Genomic DNA, 24,519 nt, shown 5'->3' with positions numbered 1-24,519 from the left:
AGCGATACGTCGAAATGATTGTTCGAATGGGAGCCCCAGGTCAGCCCCCAGTCGCGGCACAGCTGCGCCACCCGCACCGAGCCCTGCATGGTCCAGAAATGCGGGTCTGCCAACGGGATATCGATCGACTGCAACTGGACCGCGTGGGCCAGCTCGCGCCAGTCGGTCGCGATCATGTTGGTGGCGGTCGGCAAGCCGGTGGCGCGGCGAAATTCAGCCATCACCTCGCGCCCTGAAAAGCCATCCTCGGCGCCGCACGGATCTTCGGCATACGCGAGCACGGCGTGCTGGTCGCGGCACAGGCGGATGGCGTCCTTGAGCAGCCAGCCGCCGTTCGGATCGAGGGTGATGCGGGCCGCCGGAAACCGTTCTGCCAACGCAATCACGGCCTCGATTTCGTCCTCGCCGCGCAGCACCCCGCCCTTCAGCTTAAAGTCGCAAAAACCGTAGCGGGCATGCGCCGCTTCTGCCAGCCGCACGATCGCTTCGGGCGTGAGCGCCGCCTCGTGCCGCAGGCGCAGCCAGTCATCGGCCGCCTCCGGTGCGCCCGCATACGGCAAATCGGTCAGATTGCGGTCGCCCACGTAGAACAGGTAACCCAGCACGTCGACGCTGGTGCGCTGCGCTCCTTCGCCCAGCAGCGCCGCGACCGGCACCCCGAGGAATTTGCCGAGCAGGTCGAGCAAGGCGCACTCGAGCGCGGTAATGGCGTGGACCGTCACCCGCAAGTCGAAGGTTTGCAGGCCTCGTCCGCCGGCATCGCGCTCGCTGAAGGCAGTCCGGACTGCGGTCAGGATGGCCTGAGCGTCGCCGATCGGTTTGCCGATCACCAGTTCGCGCGCCTCTTCGATGGTGGAACGAATCCGGTCCCCGCCCGGGACCTCGCCCACGCCGGTATTCCCGGCGCTATCGGAAAGGATCACGATATTGCGTGTGAAGTAAGGACCGTGCGCGCCGCTCAGGTTCAGCAGCATGCTGTCGCGCCCGGCGACGGGAATCACCTCAAGACGGGTAATGACCGGGGTACGGCTGTTGACAACAGGATTTGCATCGAATTTCAGCGAGGCAGACGAATTTGACATAGAGAGTCCGGAAAAGTATCGGGCCAGCGCCTTGCTGGTTTGCATGAAACAGTTATTGCCATGACCAGACTTGGCGCCAGCAAGATGCGGTAGCGGTATCGGTAGCGGTACCAATTAACTTGATGGTACCGGTACCACTTTTGTGTGTCAACATTTTAAGGCACTTTTTCCGAATTTTCGTGCATTTTTACAACCAAAATTGGCCAATGTTATGCGTTGTCTCATCACATAAATGATTACAATCATTGCTTCATTTTTCAGCTTCAAAACAGTTGTAAATAATGCATCATTTGAACAATTGAAATCATGCCTTGGAGCCCGAGTGAGTGCCCAAGAACTGAACCATGTTCTCTCGTCATCGAACTGATGGTGCGCGGTCGGCGCCTGCGGCATCTGCCGCGTGGCTGTGCTTGACGGCGTGCCGGAACACCGCGATACGGTACTCGATTCGCGGGAGCGGCAAGTGAACAACTGCTTCCTTCCCTGCGTATCGCGAGCGCGTACGCCGGTCCTGCACCTCGACTTGTAGCCCGGTCTTCCCAAGACAAGGCGCTCAATTCAGCCTGAATCTTGAGCAGCGCCGGCAGGCGCTGAAATAGTGGATCGCCTTTGTGCTGTATGCGCTCAGGGCCGGTATTTGGGTCCGTGCGTGAGGAACATTCCGCCCCGGTGAGTCAGGCTGATGTCCTCGGGATCCGACCAGTCGACCGTCTCCGGAACCAGGTGCGCGAACTGGCTCGAGCTTTGTATCGGCCGGTAAGCCGAGTGGCGCGAATGGCGGTCATCCCACCAGCGGCCCGGGTTGTCCGAGATGCCGAAGGCGATGGTATGCCCGACGCGCGGCGTCACCAGCGCGCGTCGCAGCAGCTGCACCAGGTCGTCGAGTCCGAGCCAGGTGACGAGCTGGCGGTAGTTGGTCGGCTCCGGCCAGCAATAGCCGATGCGCAGGCACACCGTCTCGATGCCAAAACGGTCCCAGTAGTACCGCGACAGCGATTCGCCAAATATCTTCGATACGCCGTAGTAGCCGTCGGGTCGGGTCGGCATGGTGGCGTCGACACTGTCGGTGGTCCTATACATCCCCATCGTGTGGTTGGTGCTGGCAAAAACCACGCGGCGGATGCCCAGCTTGTGGACGGCCTCGTACAGGTTGGCCATCCCGAGGATGTTCGATTGCATGATCGGCTCGAATTCGAGCTCGGTCGATACGCCGCCGAAGTGCAGGATGGCGTCCACGCCTTCGCACATCTTGAGTACTTCGTCACGGTCCGCCAGGTCGCACCGGAACACTTCTTCGCCAGGCCCCGTAGCGCCAATGTCGGCCATGCGGCCAGCCGCACGATGTCGGCAAATTCGTGGAGTCGTTCACGCAGGCGGCGCCCGAGGTGACCGGCCGCGCCGGTGAACAATATGCGTTTGAATGGTTTGGTCATTGGTCGACGGTAAAGCGATTAATGATAATAGGACTAGATGAAGGCTCGATGATCCTGGCCGTCGGGTGAAAGAACTATCCGATCGATAATGCGAATGCGCGGAATCGCCGGATCAGATAGCGGCGCTTGACGGCCGCAAGCGAGGCACGGGCAGGCTCGCCCGCCCGACCGGCGCGGCCTGCGTGTGTGTCGTCGGGAGGCCGCCTGGCCGTGGCAGTCGTCTGCGGCTGGCCGAGCCGCCGGTATCGGCTTCGCGCCGGTGCCCGGAAAAAAAGGAGCGGGAAAAGGTTATCCCGCTCCTGGACCACCTCAGCGCGGATCGACGCTGAACGAGGACAGGATCGCCTCGCCGGCTTTCGGGACAAATTCGATCTTCGCCCTGCCGTCGGTGACGCGCAACGGAACCGAGCGTTCCAGCGCGCTCAAGCTGCCAACGGCGGCGGCAATATCCACGGCCTCCAGCGCGACGCTGCCTTGGGCAAGGACGTCGAACACCCTTTTGCCAGCCACCTGCCCCTCAACCGGCTCGACAAAGCGCAGGGTCAGGGCATACTCGCCGTTCGGGAGCGGCAACTCGTAGCTGAAGCTGCCGGCCCGGTACGCGAGGTACATCTTCTGGTCGGCCGCGCCTGCCACCACCTTCGGCGGCGGCGGGTTGCGGCGCGCAGGTATGTTCAGCAGGTGGCTCTCGCCGCCGCTGAACAAGTTGTCCGAACCATACAGGCCGGCGCTGGTCTCGGTCACCCCCAGTTGGCCCGCGAGGACCCGGTACACCCCTGGCCCGTGCACGCGCCGCCACACCGCGCGGTCGACCAGTTGCGTGCCGTTCAGCGTCGCTTGCACCGTCATCTCGTTGTCGCCTTTCGCCAGCACGACATTGCGCCACAGGCAGATCCGCTCGACACAAGCCGCGCTACCCACATCGAGCCCATTGACGGACAGGCTCGCTTTCGCCGCGTTGCTGTATGCCTTGACATCAGCAACCGGGCTGGCCCTGTCGGTGTAGCGGTGCCCTGCCAGGTAAATCATCGGCTCCGGATTCCAGTGCGCCTTGTAGAAATAGAACGATTCCTTCTTTACCTGGCGGTCGAAGCTGACAATGCCCTTGTCGTTGGTGTCGACCAGGTCGCCTTCCATCCGGATGGCGCTACCGAAATCGAACATGTTCCAAAGCCAGCTGCCCCACAGGTAGGGCTTGGCGCGCAACTGCGGCCAAGTATGCTCATGGATATACGACTGGAATGCCTCGGGGTGCGGACGGCCGCCGGCGACGACCGGGCCGCCCAGTGGGTTGTCGGTGTGCTGGGACAGTGCGCCGCCAGCACCATACTCGGTGACGCTGATCGCCTTGCCGGGGTAAAACGCGTGTACACGGTCCAGGTAAGCACTGAGATCGGACACGTTCGCGTAATACCACCCGAAGTAAACATTGACGCCGAAGACATCGACTGCCTCAGGGGGCGAATCGAGGCCGGTGCCCGGCGTGGTCGGCATCAGGTCGCCGGGAATGGTTCCGCAGCAGGTGGCCAGTACCGGGGGCCGCGACGGATCTTCCGTGCGAGCCAGTTTGGCAAGGCGATCCAGCAGCGGCACGGTTGGCGCCTTGATCTGCGTAAATACATTGAGGATGTTTGGTTCGTTCGCCACCGACCACACTGCGATCGACGGGTGGTTGAAATTCTGGCGAATCAGTTCCCGCACGTGCTGCTCCGAATTGGCGATGAATCCCGGCGTCGCTGTCGGCTGGCCGTACGGCGCCGAGCTCAAAACCAGCGGCACTTCAGCCCAGACGACCAGCCCCATCCGGTCGGCGAGGTCGTATTCGGCCTGAGCGTGCTGGTAATGCGCCAGTCGCACGGAATTGGCGCCGATTTCCTTGATGATCGCGTAGTCACGTTTCAGCTGGTCGTCAGTGGACGCCCAGCCATTGGCTCCGGTTTCCTGGTGACGATTCACGCCGCGCAGCATCAGTGGTTTACCGTTCAGGAAGAAACCTCTGCTCGCGTCGAAGCGCATCGTACGGATACCGAAATTCTGCGCGACTACGTCTACCAACTGCGCACCGGACAACAGGTCCACCTTTACCTTGTACAGGTAGGGGTCGGCCACACCGTTCCATAAATGGGGCTTGGCCACGTCCAGAACCGCCTTAATCTCGCGTGTCGAGGACAACGCCATCGAAATCGGCTGGGTGTCGGACGCCACGATTTTGCCTGTCGCGTCAATTAACGAAGTGCGGATCCGGATCACTTGCGCCACGCTGGCGTCATTGCGCACTTTCGCCGCGACCTCCACCCGCGCGCGGCCGGCGTCGATCGACACCGTGCGCGCATATACTCCTGGCCCTCCCTCGTCTGCCAGGTCGATATGTACGGGAGCCGCCGTCACCAGCGACACCTTGCGGTACAGTCCACCGTACATGAACCAATCGCCACCCATCGGCAGCGTTTCGGCGGTGACGGAGCCTTTGGTCTCGGGCGATGTGTTATCGGTCCGAACCACGAGCTGGTTTTCACCGGGACGAATCGCATCGCTCACATCGAAACGGAAACCGGATACGGCACCGTAATGGCGCCCCAGCAGAACGCCGTTGAGCCATACGTCGCTGACGATACTGGCGCCATCGAACTGCAGCCAGCTTCGCCGCGGCTTGGCCGCCCAGGAATCCGCATTGAATTTCAGGCGATACCATCCTTTCCCCTTACGGTCGTCTGCATCCGCGGTCTTGGTCGCATGTCCGCCAATGCGGTTCCAGCTGTGCGGGAGACTAACGGTTTGCCAGCTGCTGCTGTCCGACTTTTCGGTGTACTCATCGCCGAACGCGAAGCGCCAGCCATCAACCAAAGGTGTTTCGGTACGTCCGTTGCCGGCAGAAGACGCGGCGTGAGCGGCAGTGCCAAGCAGCGCGACCGTCAATATTGCACCCGCCAGATGAAGGATTCGTTGAAAACTCATATTTTTTTCCTAAGTATCTTATGTCTTGCAACGGGTAGAGCGTATGGAGGATGACGCGTCATGGCTTCCCGAGAATCCGCTCCAGGTACCGCGCGCTGGGGGCGATGCTGCCCATGGGGTCCGCGGGGAAGTCCGCACCTCAGCGGCATTGAGCGCCGGCATGGCGCCATGGGCGCAAGGCATGAACGGCACGGCCAGGCTGAGCCCGAGCGCCAGCGGGATCGTTTTTGCAATAGAAAAGGGTTTCATCGTTTGTCTCCGTGGTTTTTTTACTTATGGATACGTGAGGCCGAACCCAAACGGGTACAGCGTGTCGGCCGGCGCATAACCCGGCGCGTCCGGCGCGTTGTCGATCACCGCCTGCAAATTTCTGGCCATGGATGCCGGCGCCATTCTGGCTACTTTCGGCGTCAAGCAGCATGCGCTGCTGGAAGTGCTGAGCGGCCGCTTCAAGCCAACGGGCAAGCTGCCGTTTGCGTCGCCGTCGCTGGTGGACCCCGACGGCTAAGCGCCAGTCTTCGTACGGATCGAGCCGGCCGTTGCCGTTCGAGCCCTTGAATTGCAAGCCGCCGATGGTCAGCACCGCTTTGCCTTGGGCGCCGATCGCAGGCTGGGGTGGGTTACCTACCGCGGCGGTGCAGGCGCCGGCCGCGAGCGTTGCGCCCGCGAGCACAAGCGTCCTGCGAAAAAAAGCCGGACGGTGGCCAGACCGTCCAGCAAGCGAGCGACAATTAAAAATCATATTTTAGGCGAAGACCAAAGTAACGTTGCGAATTGCGTGGCAATACCTGGGTCATGACATGCGCCCCACCGAAAAATCCGCTGTTATCGTTGATCGCTGTCGTATAGCTCTTGTTGGTCAGGTTATTGCCAAAAAATGTGATCTTGTATTTTTTTCCATCGTCTTGCACAGCAAAACTACCGTTCAAGATGCCATAGGCGTCCTGGACATTCAAAGGATTCTGGAACAGGTCGAAATTGACTTTCGACTGATACTGGTAGTTGAGGTTGACCAGTCCGCCCCAGCCGGTGTTCGGGAGTGGAAAGTCGTAGGTTGCACCGACGTTGTACTTGACCTTGGGCGCGTTCGCGAGCGTTTTCCCGGCCAGGTCCTGGACAGTGGAATTACCCAGCGGGACGCAGCCAAGCGCCAGGGTCTGGCCGGGATAACAGGTCCCCAGCGGGAATTTTCTGATGATCGCATCGACATAGCCGACCGACGCTTCGAGCAGCACGGACTTGACTGGTTTGGCCGTCAGCTCAAGTTCAAGCCCGCTCGTACGCAATTTGCCGACGTTGTGCACGGACAGCGTAATAATCCTGGTGTTCGGATCGACCACCGCAGCCTGCGCCTGGAAATCATTGTAATCGGTCATGAACACCGTGGCGTTCACCTGCACGCGATTGTCGAAAAAGCGGCTCTTGATCCCGGCCTCATACGCCTTGGACGACTCGGGTGCGACCGGGTGATCGATGCGCGACTGATTAAAGCCGCTCGAAATGTCGAAGCCGGCGCCTTTATAGCCAGTCGCGACCGATCCATACAACATGACTTGTTTCGCAAGGTCATGCTGCAGCGATACCTTCGCCGTTACCGCGTTATCGCTCGTATCGCCCGCAAAGGTTGCCGGGACTACGGGCAGGAGATTGGTGAAACGGACATCAATCGCTTCCTTGTTGGCGCGCAGACCACCGCTCAGCCGGGTTGCTTGAGTCAACTGATAGTCAAGCTGCGTGAACGCGGCCATGGTCTGATTGCCGGCGGTCGCAGACCATTTTGCCAGCAGCGCAGACGGTCCCCGACTAAATGAGCGATCAGTGGTCGTATTCGAATAGAAAAGACCGCCCAGGTAATTGAAATTGCCGTCACCATTCGATGCCAGACGCAACTCCTGGGTGAATTGGTTGGAGTGATACGCCCCCCCCTGGATCACACCGCCATTGGCCGCGCCCCGGGTCAGCGCGGCGAGCACATTGAGTTCGGTGCCGTCGATGTCGCTTGAGGATTCGTATTTCCAATCCTGATAACTGGTGACTGACGTCAAGGTATTACCACTCAGTTTCCAGTTTACAGTACCGCTCAGGCTGCCGTTCTTATTATCAGTGAAGCCGACATCATCGAGCCTGACGTTACGATTTTCCGGACCCGCTGTGATCCCAACCAGCCCGGGAGCCAGCGGGACGGCGCCCAACAGGCGAGCACCGGCCGGAACATCGCGCAGCGTTAGTGCCTGGCCCACCAGCCGGCGTGTTGAGTAGTCGCCGATCAACTTCATGCTGAGGGAGGTGGACGGATGGAAATCCAGGCGAGCGCGCAAGCCACGGCTGGACTCTCCGTTGACGTCTTCCCCGGTGGTGAGGTTGGTCACATCGCCGCCCCGGCTATCGGCATAACCATTCAACCTGAATGCCAGTGCATCGCTCAATGGTCCCGACAGCGACAGTTCGGCGCGCCGTTGCTGATCGTCGGTGGCAGTAAGCTGGGCCCGGCCGGAAAAATAATCCGTCGATTCCTTGGTGACGACGTTAATCACGCCGGCCGACGAATTTTTCCCAAATAGCGTACCTTGCGGTCCGCGCAGCACCTCGACCCGGTCGATGTCGCTCAAATTCGAAAACGCCTGCAACTGCTGCACCACCGGGACATCGTCGATGATGACCGAGACGGCTGACTCCAGCCCGATGCTGAACGCATAAGTACCGATCCCGCGCAAGGCCACTGTACTGTTGCTCTGGTTGACCGTCATCGAGGGCGCGACCCGCGTCAAATCGGCAAAGTCGACGATTTGCTTGTTTTCGATGGCTTTCGCGTCGACCATATTGACCGCGACCGGCACTTTTTGCAGCGGTTGTTCGCGTTTTTGGGCCGTGACGACCACGGTCTGCAAGCCCTCTTCCGGACTCGCCTGGGCAGCGGCGCCCTGTTGCGCAAATGCCGGCATCGCGCACGCGCCCATGGCGAGCATGGCGGCGGCAACGGCGATCGAAGTCAGACGCGGTGGGTAAGCTACGGTAGCAATGGTTTTCATTCTGGTCTCCTGATGTATTTATGGTTGTATTAGAACGGTCTGCTTGAAGCTGGAATTGCATATTGGTACTGGGAACCGCATGACCATTGAAGCGGCTGGTGCGCCGGCGTGGCTTGCCGGGTTAGCGCAGCAATGCCGGTCTCTTGTGATCGAACTTCCATCCCGGGATCAGATATTGCATGGCCACCGCATCGTCGCGCGCGCCCAGGCCCATACCCAGGTACAACTGATGCGCAGCCTCGACTTCCGCCATATCGAGTTCAATCCCCAGGCCAGGCGCGGTGGGTACGGCGATCTTGCCGCCGACAATTTGCAGCGGCGCCTTGGTCAGGCGCTGCCCGTCCTGCCAGATCCAGTGGGTATCGATCGCGGTCACCTTGCCGGGTGCGGCCGCCGCCACATGGGTAAACATGGCGAGCGATACGTCGAAATGATTGTTCGAATGGGAGCCCCAGGTCAGCCCCCAGTCGCGGCACAGCTGGGCCACCCGCACCGAGCCCTGCATGGTCCAGAAATGCGGGTCTGCCAACGGGATATCGATCGCCTGCAACTGGACCGCGTGGCCCAGCTCGCGCCAGTCGGTCGCGATCATGTTGGTTGCGGTCGGCAAGCCGGTGGCGCGGCGAAATTCAGCCATCACCTCGCGCCCGGAAAAGCCATCCTCGGCGCCGCACGGATCTTCGGCATACGCGAGCACGGCGCGCTGGTCGCGGCACAGGCGGATGGCGTCCTTGAGCAGCCAGCCGCCGTTTGGATCGAGGGTGATGCGGGCCGCCGGAAACCGTTCTGCCAACGCAATCACGGCCTCGATTTCGTCCTCGCCGCGCAGCACCCCGCCCTTCAGCTTGAAGTCGCAAAAACCGTAGCGGGCATGCGCCGCTTCTGCCAGCCGCACGATCGCTGCGGGCGTGAGCGCCGCCTCGTGCCGCAGGCGCAGCCAGTCATCGGCCGCCTCCGGTGCGCCCGCATACGGCAAATCGGTCAGATTGCGGTCGCCCACGTAGAACAGGTAACCCAGCACGTCGACGCTGGTGCGCTGCGCTCCTTCGCCCAGCAGCGCCGCGACCGGCACCCCGAGGAATTTGCCGAGCAGGTCGAGCAAGGCGCACTCGAGCGCGGTAATGGCGTGGACCGTCACCCGCAAGTCGAAGGTTTGCAGGCCTCGTCCGCCGGCATCGCGCTCGCTGAAGGCAGTCCGGACTGCGGTCAGGATGGCTTGAGCGTCGCCGATCGGTTTGCCGATCACCAGTTCGCGCGCCTCTTCGATGGTGGAACGAATCCGGTCCCCGCCCGGCACCTCGCCCACGCCGGTATTCCCGGCGCTATCGGAAAGGATCACGATATTGCGTGTGAAGTAAGGACCGTGCGCGCCGCTCAGGTTCAGCAGCATGCTGTCGCGCCCGGCGACGGGAATCACTTCAAGACGGGTAATGACCGGGGTGCGGCAGCTGACAACAGGATTAGCATCGAGTTTCAGCGAGGTAGACGAAGTTGACATAGAGAGTTCGGAAAGTATCGGGCCAGCGCCTTGCTGGTTTGCTTGAAACAATCAGTACCATGACCAGACCTGGCGCCAGCAAGATGCGGTAGCGCTACCAATTGAGGATGATAAATGGTACCGCTACCAATTTTGACTGTCAATATACCATGGAGACATTTCTCGGATTTTCGTGCGTATTTACAACCAAAATTGACAGATGTTGTGCGATGTCATATGACATCCAGCGCTCCGGCATCTTCCGCCAGCCTTTAAAGACCCAACGAAGCGAGCCAGCAAGGTGAGGCTGTCGCGAAAGGTCCGAAGAGTCAAATCTACCATCGTCATTGCCGCCGAGGCCTGCGCGAGAATGCGGCTCTTCGGCTATTGGTGGCAGCGATTTTTGCGTTTCGCGACAGCCTCAGGTGCGTGGCTCTTGCTGTTCTGGCTGGCCAAGTACAAGATGGGATGTGCAGCTTCGGCGGGCCGGATCGCTGCTGCTGCGGCCGGGCGCGCGCGGCGTGGCCAGGACCCTGTGCCGAGGCTAGCGCCGGCCGGCAGCCACAACTCAGCCGCTGGCGCGCTCGACGATGGTGAAGCCGATGTCGCGCACCTTCTCGGCCACCACCTTGCCCTCGGCGCGGGCGATGATGAGTTGCGCCGCTGTGCTGCCGATGGCCGCTCCGTCGATCTGCACGCTGGTCAGGGCCGGATGCAGGTCGCGCGCAAAGGCCTGATCGCCCAGCCCCACCACCGCCACCCGGCCGGGAATCGCGATGCCCTGCGCCTGCGCCTCGGTGATCACGCCGAGCGCGAGCATGTCGGAACTGCAAAACACCGCATCGATGCAGGGGTCCTGCGCCAGCAGGTCACGCAGCCCGCTGCGGCCGCTGCCCACCGTGGTCGGGGCCGGCACAATACAGCTCGGCACCGCCGCGGCCCCCGGCGCCCCCATGCCGAGCGCCAGCGCCGCATGCGAGAACGCCTGGTTGCGGCGCACCGCACGCTCGTCGTTGGCGCTGATGGTGGCGACCCGGCGCCGTCCGCGCTGGTATAGGTAGTCAGCGACTGCGCTGCCGATTGCCTCGTGCGAAAAGCCGACCAGCATGTCGATCGGGGTCGGCGTCAGGTCCCAGGTTTCTACGATCGGGATCCCGCTGGCGAGCAGCCGGCGCCGGCCCTGGTCCGAGCGCATGATGCCGGTCAGCACAACGCCGTCGGGACGGCGGCCGATGATCGCCTCGAGCAGCGCGTCCTCGCGCGAGTTTTCGTAGCCGGACTGGCCGAGCATGAGCTGATAGCCGGAAGCGGCCAATGATTCGGTGAGCGATTGCACCATGTCGAGGAAGACCGAGCCGGCAACGGTCGGCACCACCGCCGCCACCAGCTTGCTCCTTTTCGAGGCCAGGCCGCCGGCCAGCAGGTTCGGCACGTAGCCGGTGCGCTCGACCGCCTCGCGGACCCGCTGCAGGATCGGCTCCGAGACCGAATCGGGATTGTTGAGTGCGCGCGAGGCCGTGATCGGCGCCACCCCGGCCAACTTGGCGACGTCGCGCAAGGTAAATCCACCGCTGGTGCGGCGGCGGCGCTTGGGCGGCGCGTCGATGACCGGTACTGCTTGCTTATCCATGCCTGGATTCTAGCACGGCGAATAGGTAGCGGTACCAAAAAGACCCGAATCGCGAATAGTTCGCTACGCGCGCGCGGCCGGCTCGCGATGCTCGGCGTCCGAGCCAGGCGCTCCGAACAACGCGGCCACCAGTGGGTCCCGGCGTGCGGGCCGATCGCCTGGGCCGAAGGAAAAGCCGGCGTCGTCCGATTCGGCCAGCGTCGCGAGGAATCGCTGCCGCGCGAGCCGGTCGGCGGTCAGCTGGTACAGCGTCCGATCGAGGCAGCCGGCGCCCTGCCTGACCGGATGCGCAGCAAGCACGCCAGCATCGAGCAGTTCGACAATGTAGTTGCGGGCCGAGGAAAAGGAACAGCTGAGGAACAAGGCAGCCGCAGCGCAGCCGAGATCACGCTTCCCGAATTCTTCGACAAGCGCACGCAAATTGCTGATGCGCCGCACGCTCGATGGCCTTGGGCCGCCCGGAAGCCCGGTGTCAGAAGTTTTTTTCATTTCTCCGCAAACTCGTTGCAGCGCGACAGTGCGCATTCAGGCCGGGCCGGCGAAGCGTCGCTCCGGCATACCGGCCACCCCGGGATCGAGCATCAAGACCGCGCCGGCCAGCAGGTCGCCTGCGGGCGCGCCGACGCTGATCGAGGTCACCAGCAGGCTGCTCATGCCGGCGCCGCCGAAACTGCACATGCTCGGTTTGGCCAACGGCAGCGCGATCGACCGGTCGAGCTTGCCCTCGGGGGTAAATCGGTGCAGCTGCCCGGCATCGTTGGCGCAGGTCCAGTAGCAGCCGTCGACATCGATTGCGGCGCCATCGGGACGTCCCGGATGCTGCGTCATGTCGACAAACACCCGCTGCCCGCTCGGGGTCCCGGTGTCGACGTCGTAGTCGAAGGCCCACACCACGCGGCGCGAGGCATGCGAGTCCGACAAGTACATAGTGCGTCCGTCGGGCGACCAGGCCAGTCCGTTCTGCGTCACCAGCCCGGCGACCACCGGCGCCGAGATGCCCGCCCCTGCGCTGTAGCGATAAAGGTTCCCGACCGCCGGGGCATGCGTCATGTCGAGCGCCATGGTGCCGCTCCAGAAGCGGCCCTGGCGGTCGCAGCGGCCGTCGTTGAAGCGCATGCCGGCCATGCTCTCGGCCGGCGCAGCCAGCAGCTGCGCCTCGACCGCCTGGCTGGTTTCCCCAAGGCGCAGACGGAAGATGCCGCTCTCCATGCCGGCGACCAGGCCGCCCTCCTCGTCCAGCGCGATGCAGGCCGCCATTTCGTCCGCTTGCCATGAGCGCGCCGCGCCGCTAGCTGGGTCGAAGCGCCAGATCGTGCGCGCCGGGATATCGACCCAGTACCAGAGCGCACGCCGTGCGCACCACAGCGGGCTTTCGCCCACCGCGCATGCCATGTCACCTGCGCGATCGATTCTCACGTTTGTTCCTGGCGGTATTGTGGGCCGGACAACAGGAACGGGCCGCCCTGGAACGTGGCGCCGATGTCGTCCTGCGCCGGATAGCTGGCGCCGGGTGGGAACTTATCGGCGAAGCGGCTCGAGCTGTCCTTGGCGACGAAGCCCAGATGGCCCGCCTTCCGGTTGTCCCACCATTTGGCCGGATTGTCGGACACGCCGAACAGGATCGTGTGGCCGACCCGCGCGGTCATCAGCGAGCAGCGCAGCGCTTCGAGCAGGTCATCGTAGCTGAGGTAAGTGACCAGCATGCGTGCGCTCGTCGGCTCCAGGAACGAGGAGCCGATGCGGATGCACACGGTCTCGATGCCGAAACGGTCGTAGTAATAGCGCGACAGCGATTCGCCGAAGCACTTCGAGACGCCGTACATCGTGTCGGGCCGCACCGGAGCGTCGGCGTCGATCATGTCGGTGGTTTTGTAATAGCCGATCGCGTGGTTCGAGCTGGCGAACGCCACCCGCCGCACGCCCATCTTGTGAACCGCCTCGTACAGGTTCGCGGTGCCGACGATATTCGCCTGCAGGATCGCGTCGAATGGCGCTTCGACCGAGATGCCGCCGAAATGCAGCACCGCGTCCACGCCTTCCATCAGCGCCAGCACGCCGGCCTTGTCCGCCAGGTCGCACTGGACGATTTCTTCGCCCTCACGCGTCGCGCCCAGATCGGCCAGGTCGGACAGGCGGATCACATCGGCCCATGGCTTGATGCGGTCGCGCAGCACCTTGCCAAGGCCGCCCGCGGCGCCGGTCAGCAAAATGCGTTTGAATGGTTTTGCCATCGCTTGCTTTCGTCAGTAAATGGTGGGTGTTGTGCGTGCGCCTCGATGTCGTCGGTCGTCGTACAACATACGACATAGTATAATCAGCACTACCTGAAATAGCAACGCTGTCCAACCCGATTATTTTATTCTGACCATACCTATGAATTCCGCACCGCTTCCATCGGCGCCGCCCAAAAAGCATCGCAATCTGGCCCAGGGTGTTGTAACCTACATCTCCGACGGTATCCGCAACGGCACGCTCGATCCGGGCGACAAGTTGCCGACGGAATCAGAAATCGTGCGGATCCTCGGCGTCAGCCGTACCGTGGTGCGCGAAGCGATTTCTCACATGCAAGCGGCCGGCCTGGTCGAAACCCGCCATGGCATCGGCACCTTCGTGCTCGAGCCCCCACCCGCCCGCACGCTGGGCATCGACCCGAATACAGTGATCACCATGCGCGATGTGCTCGCCATCCTCGAGCTGCGCATCAGCCTGGAGACCGAAGCCGCGGGCCTGGCCGCCAGCCGGCGCAGCGAAACCCAGTTGCAACAGCTTCGCGATGCGCTCGACAGTTTCCAGTCGTGCGCGCGCAATGGCAGCGACACAGTGGCCCCGGACGTCCAGTTCCACCTGCTGATTGCGCAGTCGTCGGGCAACCGCTACTTCCACGACATCTTGAGCCAACTCGGCACCAACATCATTCCGCGCTCGCGGGTCAACTCCGCCAAGCTGGCGCAGGACGAGCCGTCCGCCTATATGGATCGGGTGAACCGTGAGCACGAAGACATCTTCAATGCCATCGCCCGCAACGATCCCGAGGCGGCGCGAGCGGCAATGCGCACCCACCTGAGCAACAGCCGGGAACGCCTGCGGCGCGCGCAGCAACTGATTGAGCCCCCCCTCAATAAGGGGCGTCCGCGCCTTGCCCCCCAAGACGGATGCAGCTCGGCATCGCTTGAATTGGCGACAAGCTTGTACGACGTTGCAGCTTCTACTGGCCAGGCTCTCGTTCGGCTTATCGCAGGCCAGCTACTTGGCGCCGGCTGGAACGCCGTATTTCGGAGCCGGCGCTTCGATTTCGGAGTGGGTCGGCACCAGGGTCTTCATCACGCACCACGCAACCAGGTAGGCGACCGCGCACACCGCGAACATGATGGTGTAGCCGGTCTCGATCCGGCCCAGGGCGCCGAAATGATCGAACACCCAGCCGCCAATTTTCGACATCAGCACGCCTCCCAAGCCTCCCGCCATACCGCCGATGCCCACCACCGAGGCGACCGAGTTCTTGGGGAACATGTCGGACACCGTTGTGAACAGGTTGCACGACCACGCCTGGTGGGCGGAAGCGCCAATCCCGATCAGCACCACCGGCACCCACACGCTAATATAACCAAGCGGCTGGGCGAGCAATACGACCAGCGGGCACACTGCGATCAGCAGCATCGCTTTCATGCGGCCATCGTACGGTGTGGCGCCCTTGTTGATGAAGTAGGTGGGAAGCCAGCCACCGCCGATGCTGCCGACCATCGTCATGCTGTACAACACGGTAAGCGGCACCATGATGGCGGTCTTCTCCATCCCATACTGGGCGGACAAATACTTCGGCAGCCAGAACAGGAAAAACCACCAGACGCCATCGGTCATGAACTTGCCGAAGGCGAATGCCCATGTCTGGCGATAAGCGAGCAGCTGTACCCAGGTAAGGGTAGTTTCCCGACCGGGGGCGACTTGTTCGGTCGGCGCGGCAGCCGCGGCAACGTCACTATTGATATACGCCAGCTCCGCGCCGCTCAAGCGCTTCTGCTGTTCCGGCTTCTGGTACAGCAGCTGCCATATGCCCATCCAGACGAAGCCGATTGCGCCGATCGCGATGAACGCCATCTGCCATCCCCACTGGGCGGCGATCCATGGCACGCTGATCGGCGCCAGCACGGCGCCGATATTCGCGCCGGAATTGAAAATGCCGGTCGCGAAAGAACGTTCCCTTTTCGGGAAATACTCGGCGGTCGCCTTGATCGCCGCCGGGAAGTTACCCGCCTCGCCGATCGCCAGGATGGCGCGTGCAATCATGAAACCGGCGACCGACACCGGTACCGCCGCGATGCCCGCTGCGCCGAGGATCGCCGCCACGCCGGTTCCCATCGGGATCGAGAACGCATGCAGGATCGCGCCGAGCGACCAGATCGTGATCGCGAGGGTGAACGCCTGCTTGGTGCCGAGCCGGTCGACAATGCGTCCGGCAAACAGCATCGAGATCGCATACACGAACTGGAACACCGCGGTGATGTTCGCATAGTCGCTGTTGGTCCATCCAAATTCCCTGGACAGTTCCGGCGCGAGCAGGCTGAGCACCTGCCGGTCCAGATAGTTGATCGTCGTGGCGAAGAACAACATGGCGCACACCGTCCACCGGTACTTCCCAATCGCTTGCTGGTTCATCTCGTGTCTCTTCATTATGTTTATGATTTTCGCGCAGGAGATTCGAGGAAGGCCACTCGTCATCGGTCATCCTACAACGCGTCAGACAAGTATAGTGACGGTTTTTAGAAATAGCAATCAACCCCAGCCATTTTCATTCGGCGGCGCATAAACTCAAACAATTTCACTAGGGCGCTTGCGAATTTTCATGCCACGTTATACGATGACTGATAACAGCGAAAGAGATCCTCGCGGGGTCATCGCTTTTTCCCAACAACACTATGGTGACGCCTAATGTTTACGCCCCAAGACCTGAAACAGATCCTCTCCTCCGGCCTGCTGTCCTTCCCGATCACCGACTTCGACGCCCAGGGCGACTTTGTGGCCAGCACCTACGCCGACCGTCTCGAATGGCTGGCTCCATACGGCGCCACCGCCCTGTTCGTGGCCGGCGGCACCGGCGAGTTCTTCTCGCTCACGCCCGAGGACTACACCAAGGTGGTCAAGGTCGCGGTCGAAACCTGCCGCGGCAAGGTGCCGATCCTGGCCGGCGCCGGTGGCCCGACCCGCACCGCGATCGCCTATGCCCAGGAAGCGGAGCGCCTCGGCGCCCACGGCGTCCTTTTGATGCCGCACTACCTGACCGAAGCGAGCCAGGACGGCCTGGTCGAACACGTCGCGGCAGTGTGTAATTCGGTCCGTTTCGGCGTCGTGGTCTACAACCGCAACGTCTGCAAGCTGAACGCCGAATCGCTGCTGCAACTGGCCGAGCGCTGCCCTAACCTGATCGGCTTCAAGGACGGCGTCGGCGAGATCGAGTCGATGGTCACGATCCGCCGCAAGCTGGGCGACCGCTTGACCTACCTCGGCGGCCTGCCGACGGCGGAAGTGTACGCCGCGGCATACAAGGCGCTGGGCGTGCCGGTGTATTCGTCGGCCGTGTTCAACTTCATTCCGAAGACCGCGATCGAATTTTACGAAGCGATCCGCACCGACGACTTCGCGACCACCGGGCGCCTGATCGACGACTTCTTCCTGCCGTACCTGGCGATCCGCAACAAAAAGGCCGGCTACGCGGTGAGTATCGTGAAAGCCGGCGCTACGCTGGTCGGCCACACCGCCGGACCGGTACGTACGCCGCTGGTCGACCTGAATCCGCAGGAATGCGAACAGCTTGACGCGCTGATCAAGTCGCTCGGCCCGCAATAAGTCACGCCGCCGCACATTCATCCGGCGCGCCAGGCGATTTCGCCTGACGCGCCGTCCTCATATCTGCATCGGGAGAATTATTTTGACTATCACCATCAATGGCAAGCTGCTGATTGGCGCGCGCGCGCAGTACGGCGCCTCGGCGCCATTCCGCGCGATCGACCCTGCCACCGGACAGCACCTGGAGCCGGCGTTCGGCACCGCCAACCTGGACGACGCCGAGCGCGCCTGCATGCTGGCGCAGCAGGCGTTCGACGCCTACCGCGACACTTCGCTGGAGCAGCGCGCCGCCTTCCTCGAACAGATTGCCCAGAACATCCTCGACCTCGGTCCCGTGCTGATCGAACGCGCGATGCAGGAATCCGGCTTGCCGCAAGCCCGCCTCGAAGGCGAACGCGGACGCACGGTCGGCCAGCTGCGCCTGTTCGCCAAGGTCGTGCGCGACGGTCGCTGGCTCGGCACCGCGCTCGACTCGGCGCTGCCGGACCGCACCCCGCCACGCCCTGACCTGCGCCTGCGCAAAATTGGCCTCGGCCCGGTGGTGGTGTTCGGCGCCAGCAATTTCCCGCTCGCGTTCTCGGTGGCGGGCGGCGATACCGCTTCGGCGCTGGCGGCCGGCTGCCCGGTGGTCGTCAAGGCCCACGGCGCCCATCCCGGCACCTCGGAACTGGTTGGCAAGGCAGTCATGGCCGCTGTCGCCAGCTGCGGTTTTCCGGAAGGCGTGTTCTCGCTGCTGCATGGCGACGGCCGCACCATCGGCCAGGCGCTGGTCAGCCATCCGGCGATCAAGGCAGTCGGCTTCACCGGCTCGCGCCAGGGCGGCATGGCGCTGGTGCGCACCGCCGCTGCGCGCCCCGAACCAATCCCTGTGTATGCAGAAATGAGCAGCATTAACCCGGTGTTCGTCTTGCCTGGTGCGATGGGAGAGAAAGCCGGCCAGATCGGTACCGGCTTCATCGATTCGCTCACGCTCGGGTCGGGCCAGTTCTGCACCAACCCGGGGCTGGTCATCGCCGTGGAAGGCGAAGGCCTCGACAAGTTCATCGACGCCGCCGCCACCGCCCTGCAGGGCAAGGTTGGCAGCACCATGCTCACCCCGGGCATCCACGCCGCATACACCAGCGCAGTCGAACGCCTGTCGGGCGCCGCCGGCGTCAGCCTGGTGGCGCGCGGCCAGTGCGGCACCACCGCCTGCGCCGGGCAAGCCGCGCTGTTCGTCACCGATGCGGCCAACTTCCTGGCCAATCCGCAGCTGGAAGAAGAAATCTTCGGCGCCAGTTCGCTGGTCGTGCGCTGCACCGGCGCGGCCCAGTTGCGCCAGATCGCCGAGCACCTCGACGGCCAGCTGACCGCGACCATGTTCCTCACCGAAAGCGACCGCGATGCCGCGCTGGAGCTGCTGCCCGCGCTCGAGCGCAAGGCCGGCCGCATCCTCGTCAACGGCTATCCGACCGGCGTCGAAGTGGCGCACGCGATGGTGCATGGCGGCCCCTTCCCCGCCACCTCGGACAGCAGGAGCACATCGGTAGGCGCCGCCGCCATCGACCGCTTCCTGCGCCCGGTCAGCTACCAGGACCTGCCTTCCTGGCTGCTGCCGGCGGCTATAAAGGACGACAACCCGCTCGGATTGTGGCGCGTGCGTGACGGCGAACTGGTCAAGGCCTGACGCCGGGCAACGCCCAGGCATCTCCATAAATTGGGCCAACCAGGACTACTACAGGTCCTCGACGAAGCAGCGTGTCACGACCGGTGCGCCGGCGCCGACGTGAAACGCGAATTTGCGGTCACGCAGCGCGACGTCGGCGGTGGTGACGCGGTCGAAATGGCGCAGGTGTTCGATCCACGACTCGTCGACGATCCGCTCGATGTAGCAGGCCGGATCGGAAGCGCTACGCAACAACTCCCAGCTCAACGCGCCCTGCTGCAAGCGGCTGCGCCGGCTCTCGCGCATTAGCGCACGAAACTCCGCGGCGCGCGCCGCATCGATCCGGTATTCGATCGTGATCTGGACGTGTCCCGCAGTGTCCATGGTAGCGGCTACCGGCACCTTGAACTGGTTTGACGGCGTCGGGTCGGCGTCATTGCCACCGCCGCCGGCCAGCCGCAAAGTGGCAAGCGCCATGACGGCGCCGACTACGCTGGCGCCAGCACGCTCACCTGTACGCTGTGCAGCGATGCGACCTGGCCCCACACGGGCAGCACCGAGCGCGCACGCGCCCATCATCGCCATCTGGAAGATCGACATGCCGCGCGCCCGCACCCAGTCCGGCAGCGCCAGCTGTACCGATACCGCCAGTGAATTCGCCGCCGTGATCCACGCGACGCCAGCCACCAACATCGCCGGCGCCGCCAGATAGCGCGTGCCGTTGAGGGCGACGACGGCGGCGGCGCCAGCTTGCGCCAGCGACCCCGCCACCACCAGCCCATTGCGCGACACCAGCTGGCGCATGCGCGGCAGCAGCAGCGCGCCGGCAATCGCGCCCACGCCCATGCATGCGAGCAGCACGGTGAACATGCTGGCGGCAGGGCCGTCCCGACCGTGCGCCAGCAGCGGCAGCAGCGCCAGCATCGCAATCGAATTGAAATAGAAAACAACCGTGCGCAGCAAGGTCGCGCGCACCGGCGCCGACTGGCTGACGAACTGGACACCGACGCGGATCGCGCTGAACAGGCGCTCGCGTCCCAGCGGGCTGGGCTGATGGGCGCGGCGCCAGCGCATCAGCAGCGCGCCGCAGAGCAAGGACAGCATGGCGTTGAGGACGAACACGCACACGCTGCCGGCGCTGGCAATCAGCGCGCCGGCGATCAGCGGCCCGGCAATGCGGGACGCGTTCATCGCCACCCCGTTCAGCGCCAGCGCCTCCGGCAGCTGGGTGCGCGGCACCAGCGCCGGCACGATCGCTGCAAACACGGGAAAGCGCATGCCAGGCCGATGCCGTTGGCCGCCGTCAGCGCCAGCAGGATACCCGGCGTCATGACATCGGACAGCACGGCCGCGCCCATGCTGGGCGCACCAAACCAAACAGGCCCCGAAAGGGGCCCGTATAGGAGAATCTGGAGGCGAGGACGGGAATCGAACCCGTCTAAACGGCTTTGCAGGCGGCTTTTGCTCCCTTAAAATCAAACACTTACCCGAGAACCTCAAATTACGCCTCACGAGGTCGCTTAAATCATTGCTTGAGCTTGCGCAAAACGCGCCGGCACGATTTGTCGTGCCGCTTCTTTATCCGAACAGGTAACGGAACGGCGTAGGCGTTGTTCGACGTGGAGAAAAACGAACAAGCCCCCCTATAGCGTGGGGCTCGTCAGTTCCTACATGACAGAGACGGTGTCCGCCGAACTCCCCTATGAAAGAACGCCAGTAATTCTGCCCTATCTACCTACCTCTCAATTTCCTGCCCGGCGCGTCGCAGCCGGACCGAGTATGATCAGCATAGCGGGAAACAAGGTTTGTACGTGATCGAAGCGCACTGATCGTAAGTCGCCTGACCGAGTTGCCGCGCTACTGTGCCGGACCGAGAATCATTCCCACTCGATGATAAACGGCTCTTCCAGTTCGTTGAAAAACGAAGAAATTACGCTCCGAACAGCTCGTCAATACCACGCAACACACCATCTTGTCGCGTCAGCGCGATTCGATGCTGGCGACCGGCCCTCTCCTGCGCTTGCGGTCAAACGCCGCGACGCGGATCATGCCGCGCTCGGCGATCGGCCCGGCCACGGGACTGCTGGCCGGGGTCGGATCGCTGCCGTCGCGGGTATAGCGCAGCGTCATCCCGGGCAGCACGTGGTTGGCCAGCACCCTGCCGTTGTCGAGCACCAGTCCGGGCGGGGCGATGCGGTAGGCCAGCCCCTCGCCTTCCAGGTCAAGACGCGGCAGCACGCGCTGGCCCAATGCATTGACGAAGCCCGACCACGCGCTCCGGTGCAGGGCGGCGGCCTTGGCAGGGTCCGCCGTGGTGGTCCAGTCCGGAGCGGCCGCCCAGGCGCGCTCGGCCAACGCCGCCATGCGCGGCATCACCAGGTAGTCGAGGCGCGCGGGATCGCGCGCGGTTTCCGAGAACAGGTTGGCCTGGATGCCACGCACACGGCGCTTGCCGTACTCGGTCAGGCGGTCCTTGCCGACACGGGCGGCTTCCGGCGCATCCTTCATGATGTCGAGCGGCGCGAAGTCGTACACCGTGTCGAGTTCGACGTAAGCGCCCCAATTGACTCCGTGTTCTTCGGGATTGGCGTTGTGCGCCATGTCGAAGTACATGCGCGTCACCGGCGTGAGCACGATGTCGTAGCCGGCGTTGGCCAGGCGATAGGCCAGGTCTTCGGCGCCCGGCGTGTTGTTCCACACGTAGGCGATGAAGCCGTTACGGGTAAAGCGGGGATTGGGGATCAGCTTCGAGGCGCCGTCCACCGTCGTCTTGCGCGCGGCAAGTTCTTCCCAGCCGGACGTGACCATGCCGTACTTGCACACGATGGCGTCGACGCGATCATAAAAATAATCCCACAGGTCGGCGCTGGTCTCGAGTCCGTGCTTGCGCATCATGGCAAGGCTGGCGGGCGACTTTTCCCAGGCTCCGTTGGCCAGCTCGTCGCCGCCCATGTGGATCGTCTTCATGGGTGCGCCGGCCTCGCGGTGCAGCGCTGCCAGCTCCCTGACCACGTGCTCAACGAAGGTGTAGCTCGACTCGAGTCCGGGATTGATGACGTTGTCGTTGAACAGCTGGGCCGATACGTACTCGGAGCGGTCGTCCAGGTCGTTGAGGAGGTAGCGGGCGGCGTCGCGGCTGCCGGCTGACTTCAGGCGGTGATAGCGCGACTCCATCGCCTGCACGGCGGCGCGCGCATGGCCGGGCATCTCGACTTCAGGGATCACCTCGATGTGACGCGCCGCCGCGTAGCGCACGATCTCCTTGTAGTCCGCGCGGGTGTAGTAGCCGCTGCCGCTGGCGTCACGCGGATCGGGTCCGGAGCCATAGGCCGGCTGCAGGCGCACGCCGGGTTTGGCGCTGTGGCCACGTACGGCGCCGATCGTGGTCAGTTCAGGCAGGCCCGCGATCTCGATGCGCCAGCCCTCGTCGTCGGTCAGGTGGAAGTGGAATTTATTCAGCTTGAACCGTGCCATCAGGTCGAGCCACTTGAACACGGTTTCCTTGCCGTGGAAGTTGCGCGCCACATCCAGCATGAAGCCGCGGTAGCCGAAACGCGGCGCGTCGACGATCGTCAGTTCGGGCAGGGCCGGCGCCGCAGCGCCGGGCAGCGGCATCAGGTCGCGCAGGGTCTGCACGCCATGGGCGATGCCGGCCGCGCTGTTGCCGACAATGTCAATGCCGCCGGCGGCGCTGATCGTGAGGCGGTAGGCTTCGGACGAGGCGTGCCCTTCGACCGCCCCCACAGTCAGGCGCAGCGGCGGCCCACCGCTGGCAGCGAGGGTAGCCGGGAACAGCGAACGCGCCAGCGCCGCTTCATTGGCCAGCGCCGCGGGTGCGCTGATGTTCGGCCGTCCCGCCAGCGCCAGCCGGCTGGCGCCGGGCTGCAGCCGCAGTGGCGTTGGCAAGACCGGCGGCACGTTTGATGCCGGCAGCAGGTCGGCGCGCGCGTTGCGCCAGTAGGTGTCCTCCGGCGACACCGCCGAATGCGGGCTGCCGACCTTGCCACGCTGGGCCGGTTCGGTCAACGTCGCCACCGTGTACTGCAGTGACACGCCTGCATCCGGCGCCGCGTCGTACACCAGGTAGGGCCCGCCCGGCGACCGTGAGGGCATGAACACCGAATCGTTGTGGCGGTAGGCGAATTCCAGCGTCTGGCCCGGCGCCAGGCCCTGGAAATCCGGCCCTGGGCGCAGGCGGAACAAGCCGCCGGCGACCTGCTCCAGCACCAAGCCGCCCGACTGGGCGCCGGCCGGCATGCGATCGATGCCGGTGAAGTACAGCGACCAGCCAGACCCCGGCAGCGGCTGCCGGTCGCAGTTGGTCAGGATGAAGCGCGCTGGCGTGCCGCCCTGCGGCAGTTGTGCACCCGCCGGTTTGCGCTGCAGTTCCCAGCGCAGTTGCAGCCGGGCGCCATTGGCGACGCCAAGCGCAGAACCGGAGGCCGCAGGGACGGCTTGCCCGCTCTGCCCGGCCGGTTCAGCCAGCGCAGTCGGCGCCGCCAGCGCCATCAGCGCAGCCAGCAGGGTTGACGCCACCGCGGCGCGGCCCGTCATCGTCTTCTTGTCCAAATCTCTCTCCCCAATTGCGCGCATCGTCCGCCCTGCCTCACTTGACTGCGCCGGAACGGGCGAACAGCCGCTCGATTTCTTCCAGCGACTGGCCCTTGGTCTCAGGCAGGAAGAAGGTCGCCGTGATGAAGTACACCGCGGTGCAGGCGGCCCAGAACAGGAACATCATGTGGTAGCCGAAGTTGCCCACGATCGGCAGGAAGGCGCCGGCGATCAGCGTGCCGGTGCCCTGGTTGATCAGGAGCGCCACGCCCATGCCCACCGAGCGGATCCGGGTCGGCATCAGTTCGGACAGCGCCAGCCAGACGCATACGCCCGGCCCGATCGAGAACGCGGCGATGAAGCCGGCGATGCAGAGCGCCGCCAGCATCCCGCTGTTCCTGTCAGGGATCGGGCCGACGCTGGCGCGCACGATCTCGAGTGCCGCTCCACCTGCGCCAGCGCCTTCGGCCGGCCGGATAGCGATGCGCTGGGCCGTGTGGACGCGCCGTGCGGCATCGATCGTTGCGCGCGCGTCAGGCGCCAGGCTCGCGATCAGCTGCTGCGCGCTATCGGCCACGGCGGGGTCGGCGCGCCCGCTCCACGCTGCTCGCGCCTGGTCCAGCAGCGCGCGCTGGTCCTGCGGCAGCGTGCGCACCAGTGCCTGCGCGCGCGCCAGCACTGACTGCGCCTCGGGGGTCGCCGTATATGCTTCGGCCACCTGCTGCCTGGCGCCGTACTGGTACAGGATGGTCAGCTGCACCGGTCCGGCTGCGGACTGTGCCAACCGGGTGTCAAGCAGGTTGAGGTCGAGCGCATTGTCGCGCACCAGCGCCGCCACCTCGGCGCGCACGTCGACGCGCTGCGATTCGAAGCGGT

General features: G+C 63.8%; 16 protein-coding genes and 2 pseudogenes. 5 read left to right on the top strand and 13 right to left on the bottom strand.

Going from position 1 to position 24,519, the window contains the following annotated elements:
• The coding region (locus D3872_RS06750; protein WP_370660951.1) for an enolase C-terminal domain-like protein at positions 1–974 on the bottom strand (974 nt) is incomplete at its 3' end.
• A gap of 490 nt (positions 975–1,464) precedes the next feature.
• Between D3872_RS06750 and D3872_RS27230 the strand changes: the two are divergent.
• Positions 1,465–1,611, top strand: a pseudogene (locus tag D3872_RS27230) (2Fe-2S iron-sulfur cluster-binding protein); the annotation flags it as partial.
• 95 nt (positions 1,612–1,706) lie between these two features.
• On the opposite strand, the gene D3872_RS06745 reads toward D3872_RS27230, so the two are convergent.
• Complete coding sequence (locus D3872_RS06745; RefSeq protein WP_307719410.1) at positions 1,707–2,408, bottom strand: NAD-dependent epimerase/dehydratase family protein; 702 nt, start codon at positions 2,406–2,408, stop codon at positions 1,707–1,709.
• A gap of 416 nt (positions 2,409–2,824) precedes the next feature.
• Positions 2,825–5,470: a glycoside hydrolase family 2 TIM barrel-domain containing protein gene (locus tag D3872_RS06740; RefSeq protein ID WP_119810058.1), complete on the bottom strand. Its 2,646-nt coding sequence runs from the start codon at positions 5,468–5,470 to the stop codon at positions 2,825–2,827.
• A 346-nt stretch (positions 5,471–5,816) separates the two neighbouring features.
• On the opposite strand from D3872_RS06740, the gene D3872_RS25605 reads away from it, so the two are divergent.
• Positions 5,817–5,978: a hypothetical protein gene (locus D3872_RS25605; RefSeq protein WP_182915710.1), complete on the top strand. Its 162-nt coding sequence runs from the start codon at positions 5,817–5,819 to the stop codon at positions 5,976–5,978.
• Positions 5,979–6,201: 223 nt separating this feature from the next.
• On the opposite strand, the gene D3872_RS06735 is transcribed toward D3872_RS25605, so the two are convergent.
• From D3872_RS06735 to D3872_RS06710, 6 genes are all read right to left on the bottom strand, one after another.
• Positions 6,202–8,499, bottom strand: coding sequence for a TonB-dependent receptor (locus tag D3872_RS06735; protein WP_119810057.1), 2,298 nt, complete (start codon positions 8,497–8,499; stop codon positions 6,202–6,204).
• 121 nt (positions 8,500–8,620) lie between these two features.
• Positions 8,621–9,997 (bottom strand): glucarate dehydratase, encoded by a 1,377-nt coding sequence (gudD, locus tag D3872_RS06730; RefSeq protein WP_119810056.1) that lies wholly within the window; start codon positions 9,995–9,997, stop codon positions 8,621–8,623.
• A 547-nt stretch (positions 9,998–10,544) separates the two neighbouring features.
• Positions 10,545–11,606, bottom strand: a complete 1,062-nt coding sequence (locus D3872_RS06725) for a LacI family DNA-binding transcriptional regulator (RefSeq protein ID WP_119810055.1) — start codon at positions 11,604–11,606, stop codon at positions 10,545–10,547.
• 63 nt (positions 11,607–11,669) lie between these two features.
• Positions 11,670–12,095: a hypothetical protein gene (locus D3872_RS06720; RefSeq protein ID WP_119810054.1), complete on the bottom strand. Its 426-nt coding sequence runs from the start codon at positions 12,093–12,095 to the stop codon at positions 11,670–11,672.
• Between the two features lie 36 nt (positions 12,096–12,131).
• Positions 12,132–13,016 carry an SMP-30/gluconolactonase/LRE family protein gene (locus tag D3872_RS06715; protein ID WP_119810062.1) on the bottom strand — a complete coding sequence of 295 codons (885 nt, stop codon included), beginning with the start codon at positions 13,014–13,016 and terminating at the stop codon, positions 12,132–12,134.
• A gap of 2 nt (positions 13,017–13,018) precedes the next feature.
• Positions 13,019–13,837, bottom strand: a complete 819-nt coding sequence (locus tag D3872_RS06710; RefSeq protein WP_119810053.1) for an NAD-dependent epimerase/dehydratase family protein — start codon at positions 13,835–13,837, stop codon at positions 13,019–13,021.
• A 142-nt stretch (positions 13,838–13,979) separates the two neighbouring features.
• Between D3872_RS06710 and D3872_RS06705 the strand changes: the two are divergent.
• Positions 13,980–14,714 (top strand): annotated as a pseudogene (locus D3872_RS06705) (FadR/GntR family transcriptional regulator); the annotation flags it as partial.
• A gap of 135 nt (positions 14,715–14,849) precedes the next feature.
• Here the strand turns inward: D3872_RS06705 and D3872_RS06700 are convergent.
• Entirely contained in the window at positions 14,850–16,259 is a 1,410-nt protein-coding gene (locus tag D3872_RS06700; protein ID WP_119810052.1) for an MFS transporter, read from the bottom strand.
• Between the two features lie 273 nt (positions 16,260–16,532).
• Here D3872_RS06700 and kdgD point away from each other — a divergent pair, with 273 nt between their 5' ends.
• On the top strand, positions 16,533–17,447 hold the full coding sequence (kdgD, locus tag D3872_RS06695) for a 5-dehydro-4-deoxyglucarate dehydratase (protein WP_119810051.1): 915 nt from the start codon (positions 16,533–16,535) through the stop codon (positions 17,445–17,447).
• A gap of 88 nt (positions 17,448–17,535) precedes the next feature.
• A complete protein-coding gene (locus tag D3872_RS06690) occupies positions 17,536–19,113 on the top strand; it encodes an aldehyde dehydrogenase (NADP(+)) (RefSeq protein WP_119810061.1) in 1,578 nt (525 codons plus the stop codon).
• Between the two features lie 48 nt (positions 19,114–19,161).
• On the opposite strand, the gene D3872_RS06685 is transcribed toward D3872_RS06690, so the two are convergent.
• From D3872_RS06685 to D3872_RS06675, 3 genes are all read right to left on the bottom strand, one after another.
• Positions 19,162–20,358, bottom strand: coding sequence for an MFS transporter (locus D3872_RS06685; RefSeq protein ID WP_229459202.1), 1,197 nt, complete (start codon positions 20,356–20,358; stop codon positions 19,162–19,164).
• Positions 20,359–21,072: 714 nt separating this feature from the next.
• Complete coding sequence (locus D3872_RS06680) at positions 21,073–23,661, bottom strand: family 20 glycosylhydrolase (RefSeq protein ID WP_229459201.1); 2,589 nt, start codon at positions 23,659–23,661, stop codon at positions 21,073–21,075.
• A gap of 37 nt (positions 23,662–23,698) precedes the next feature.
• On the bottom strand, positions 23,699–24,519 hold an 821-nt coding region (locus D3872_RS06675; RefSeq protein ID WP_147373822.1), incomplete at its 5' end, for an MFS transporter.

The sequence above is a fragment of the Massilia cavernae genome (genome assembly GCF_003590855.1).
GTDB classification, from domain to species: domain Bacteria; phylum Pseudomonadota; class Gammaproteobacteria; order Burkholderiales; family Burkholderiaceae_D; genus Telluria_A; species Telluria_A cavernae.
Note: the sequence above shows the minus strand (reverse complement) of the source record. Positions and strands in the feature narration are given on the sequence as shown.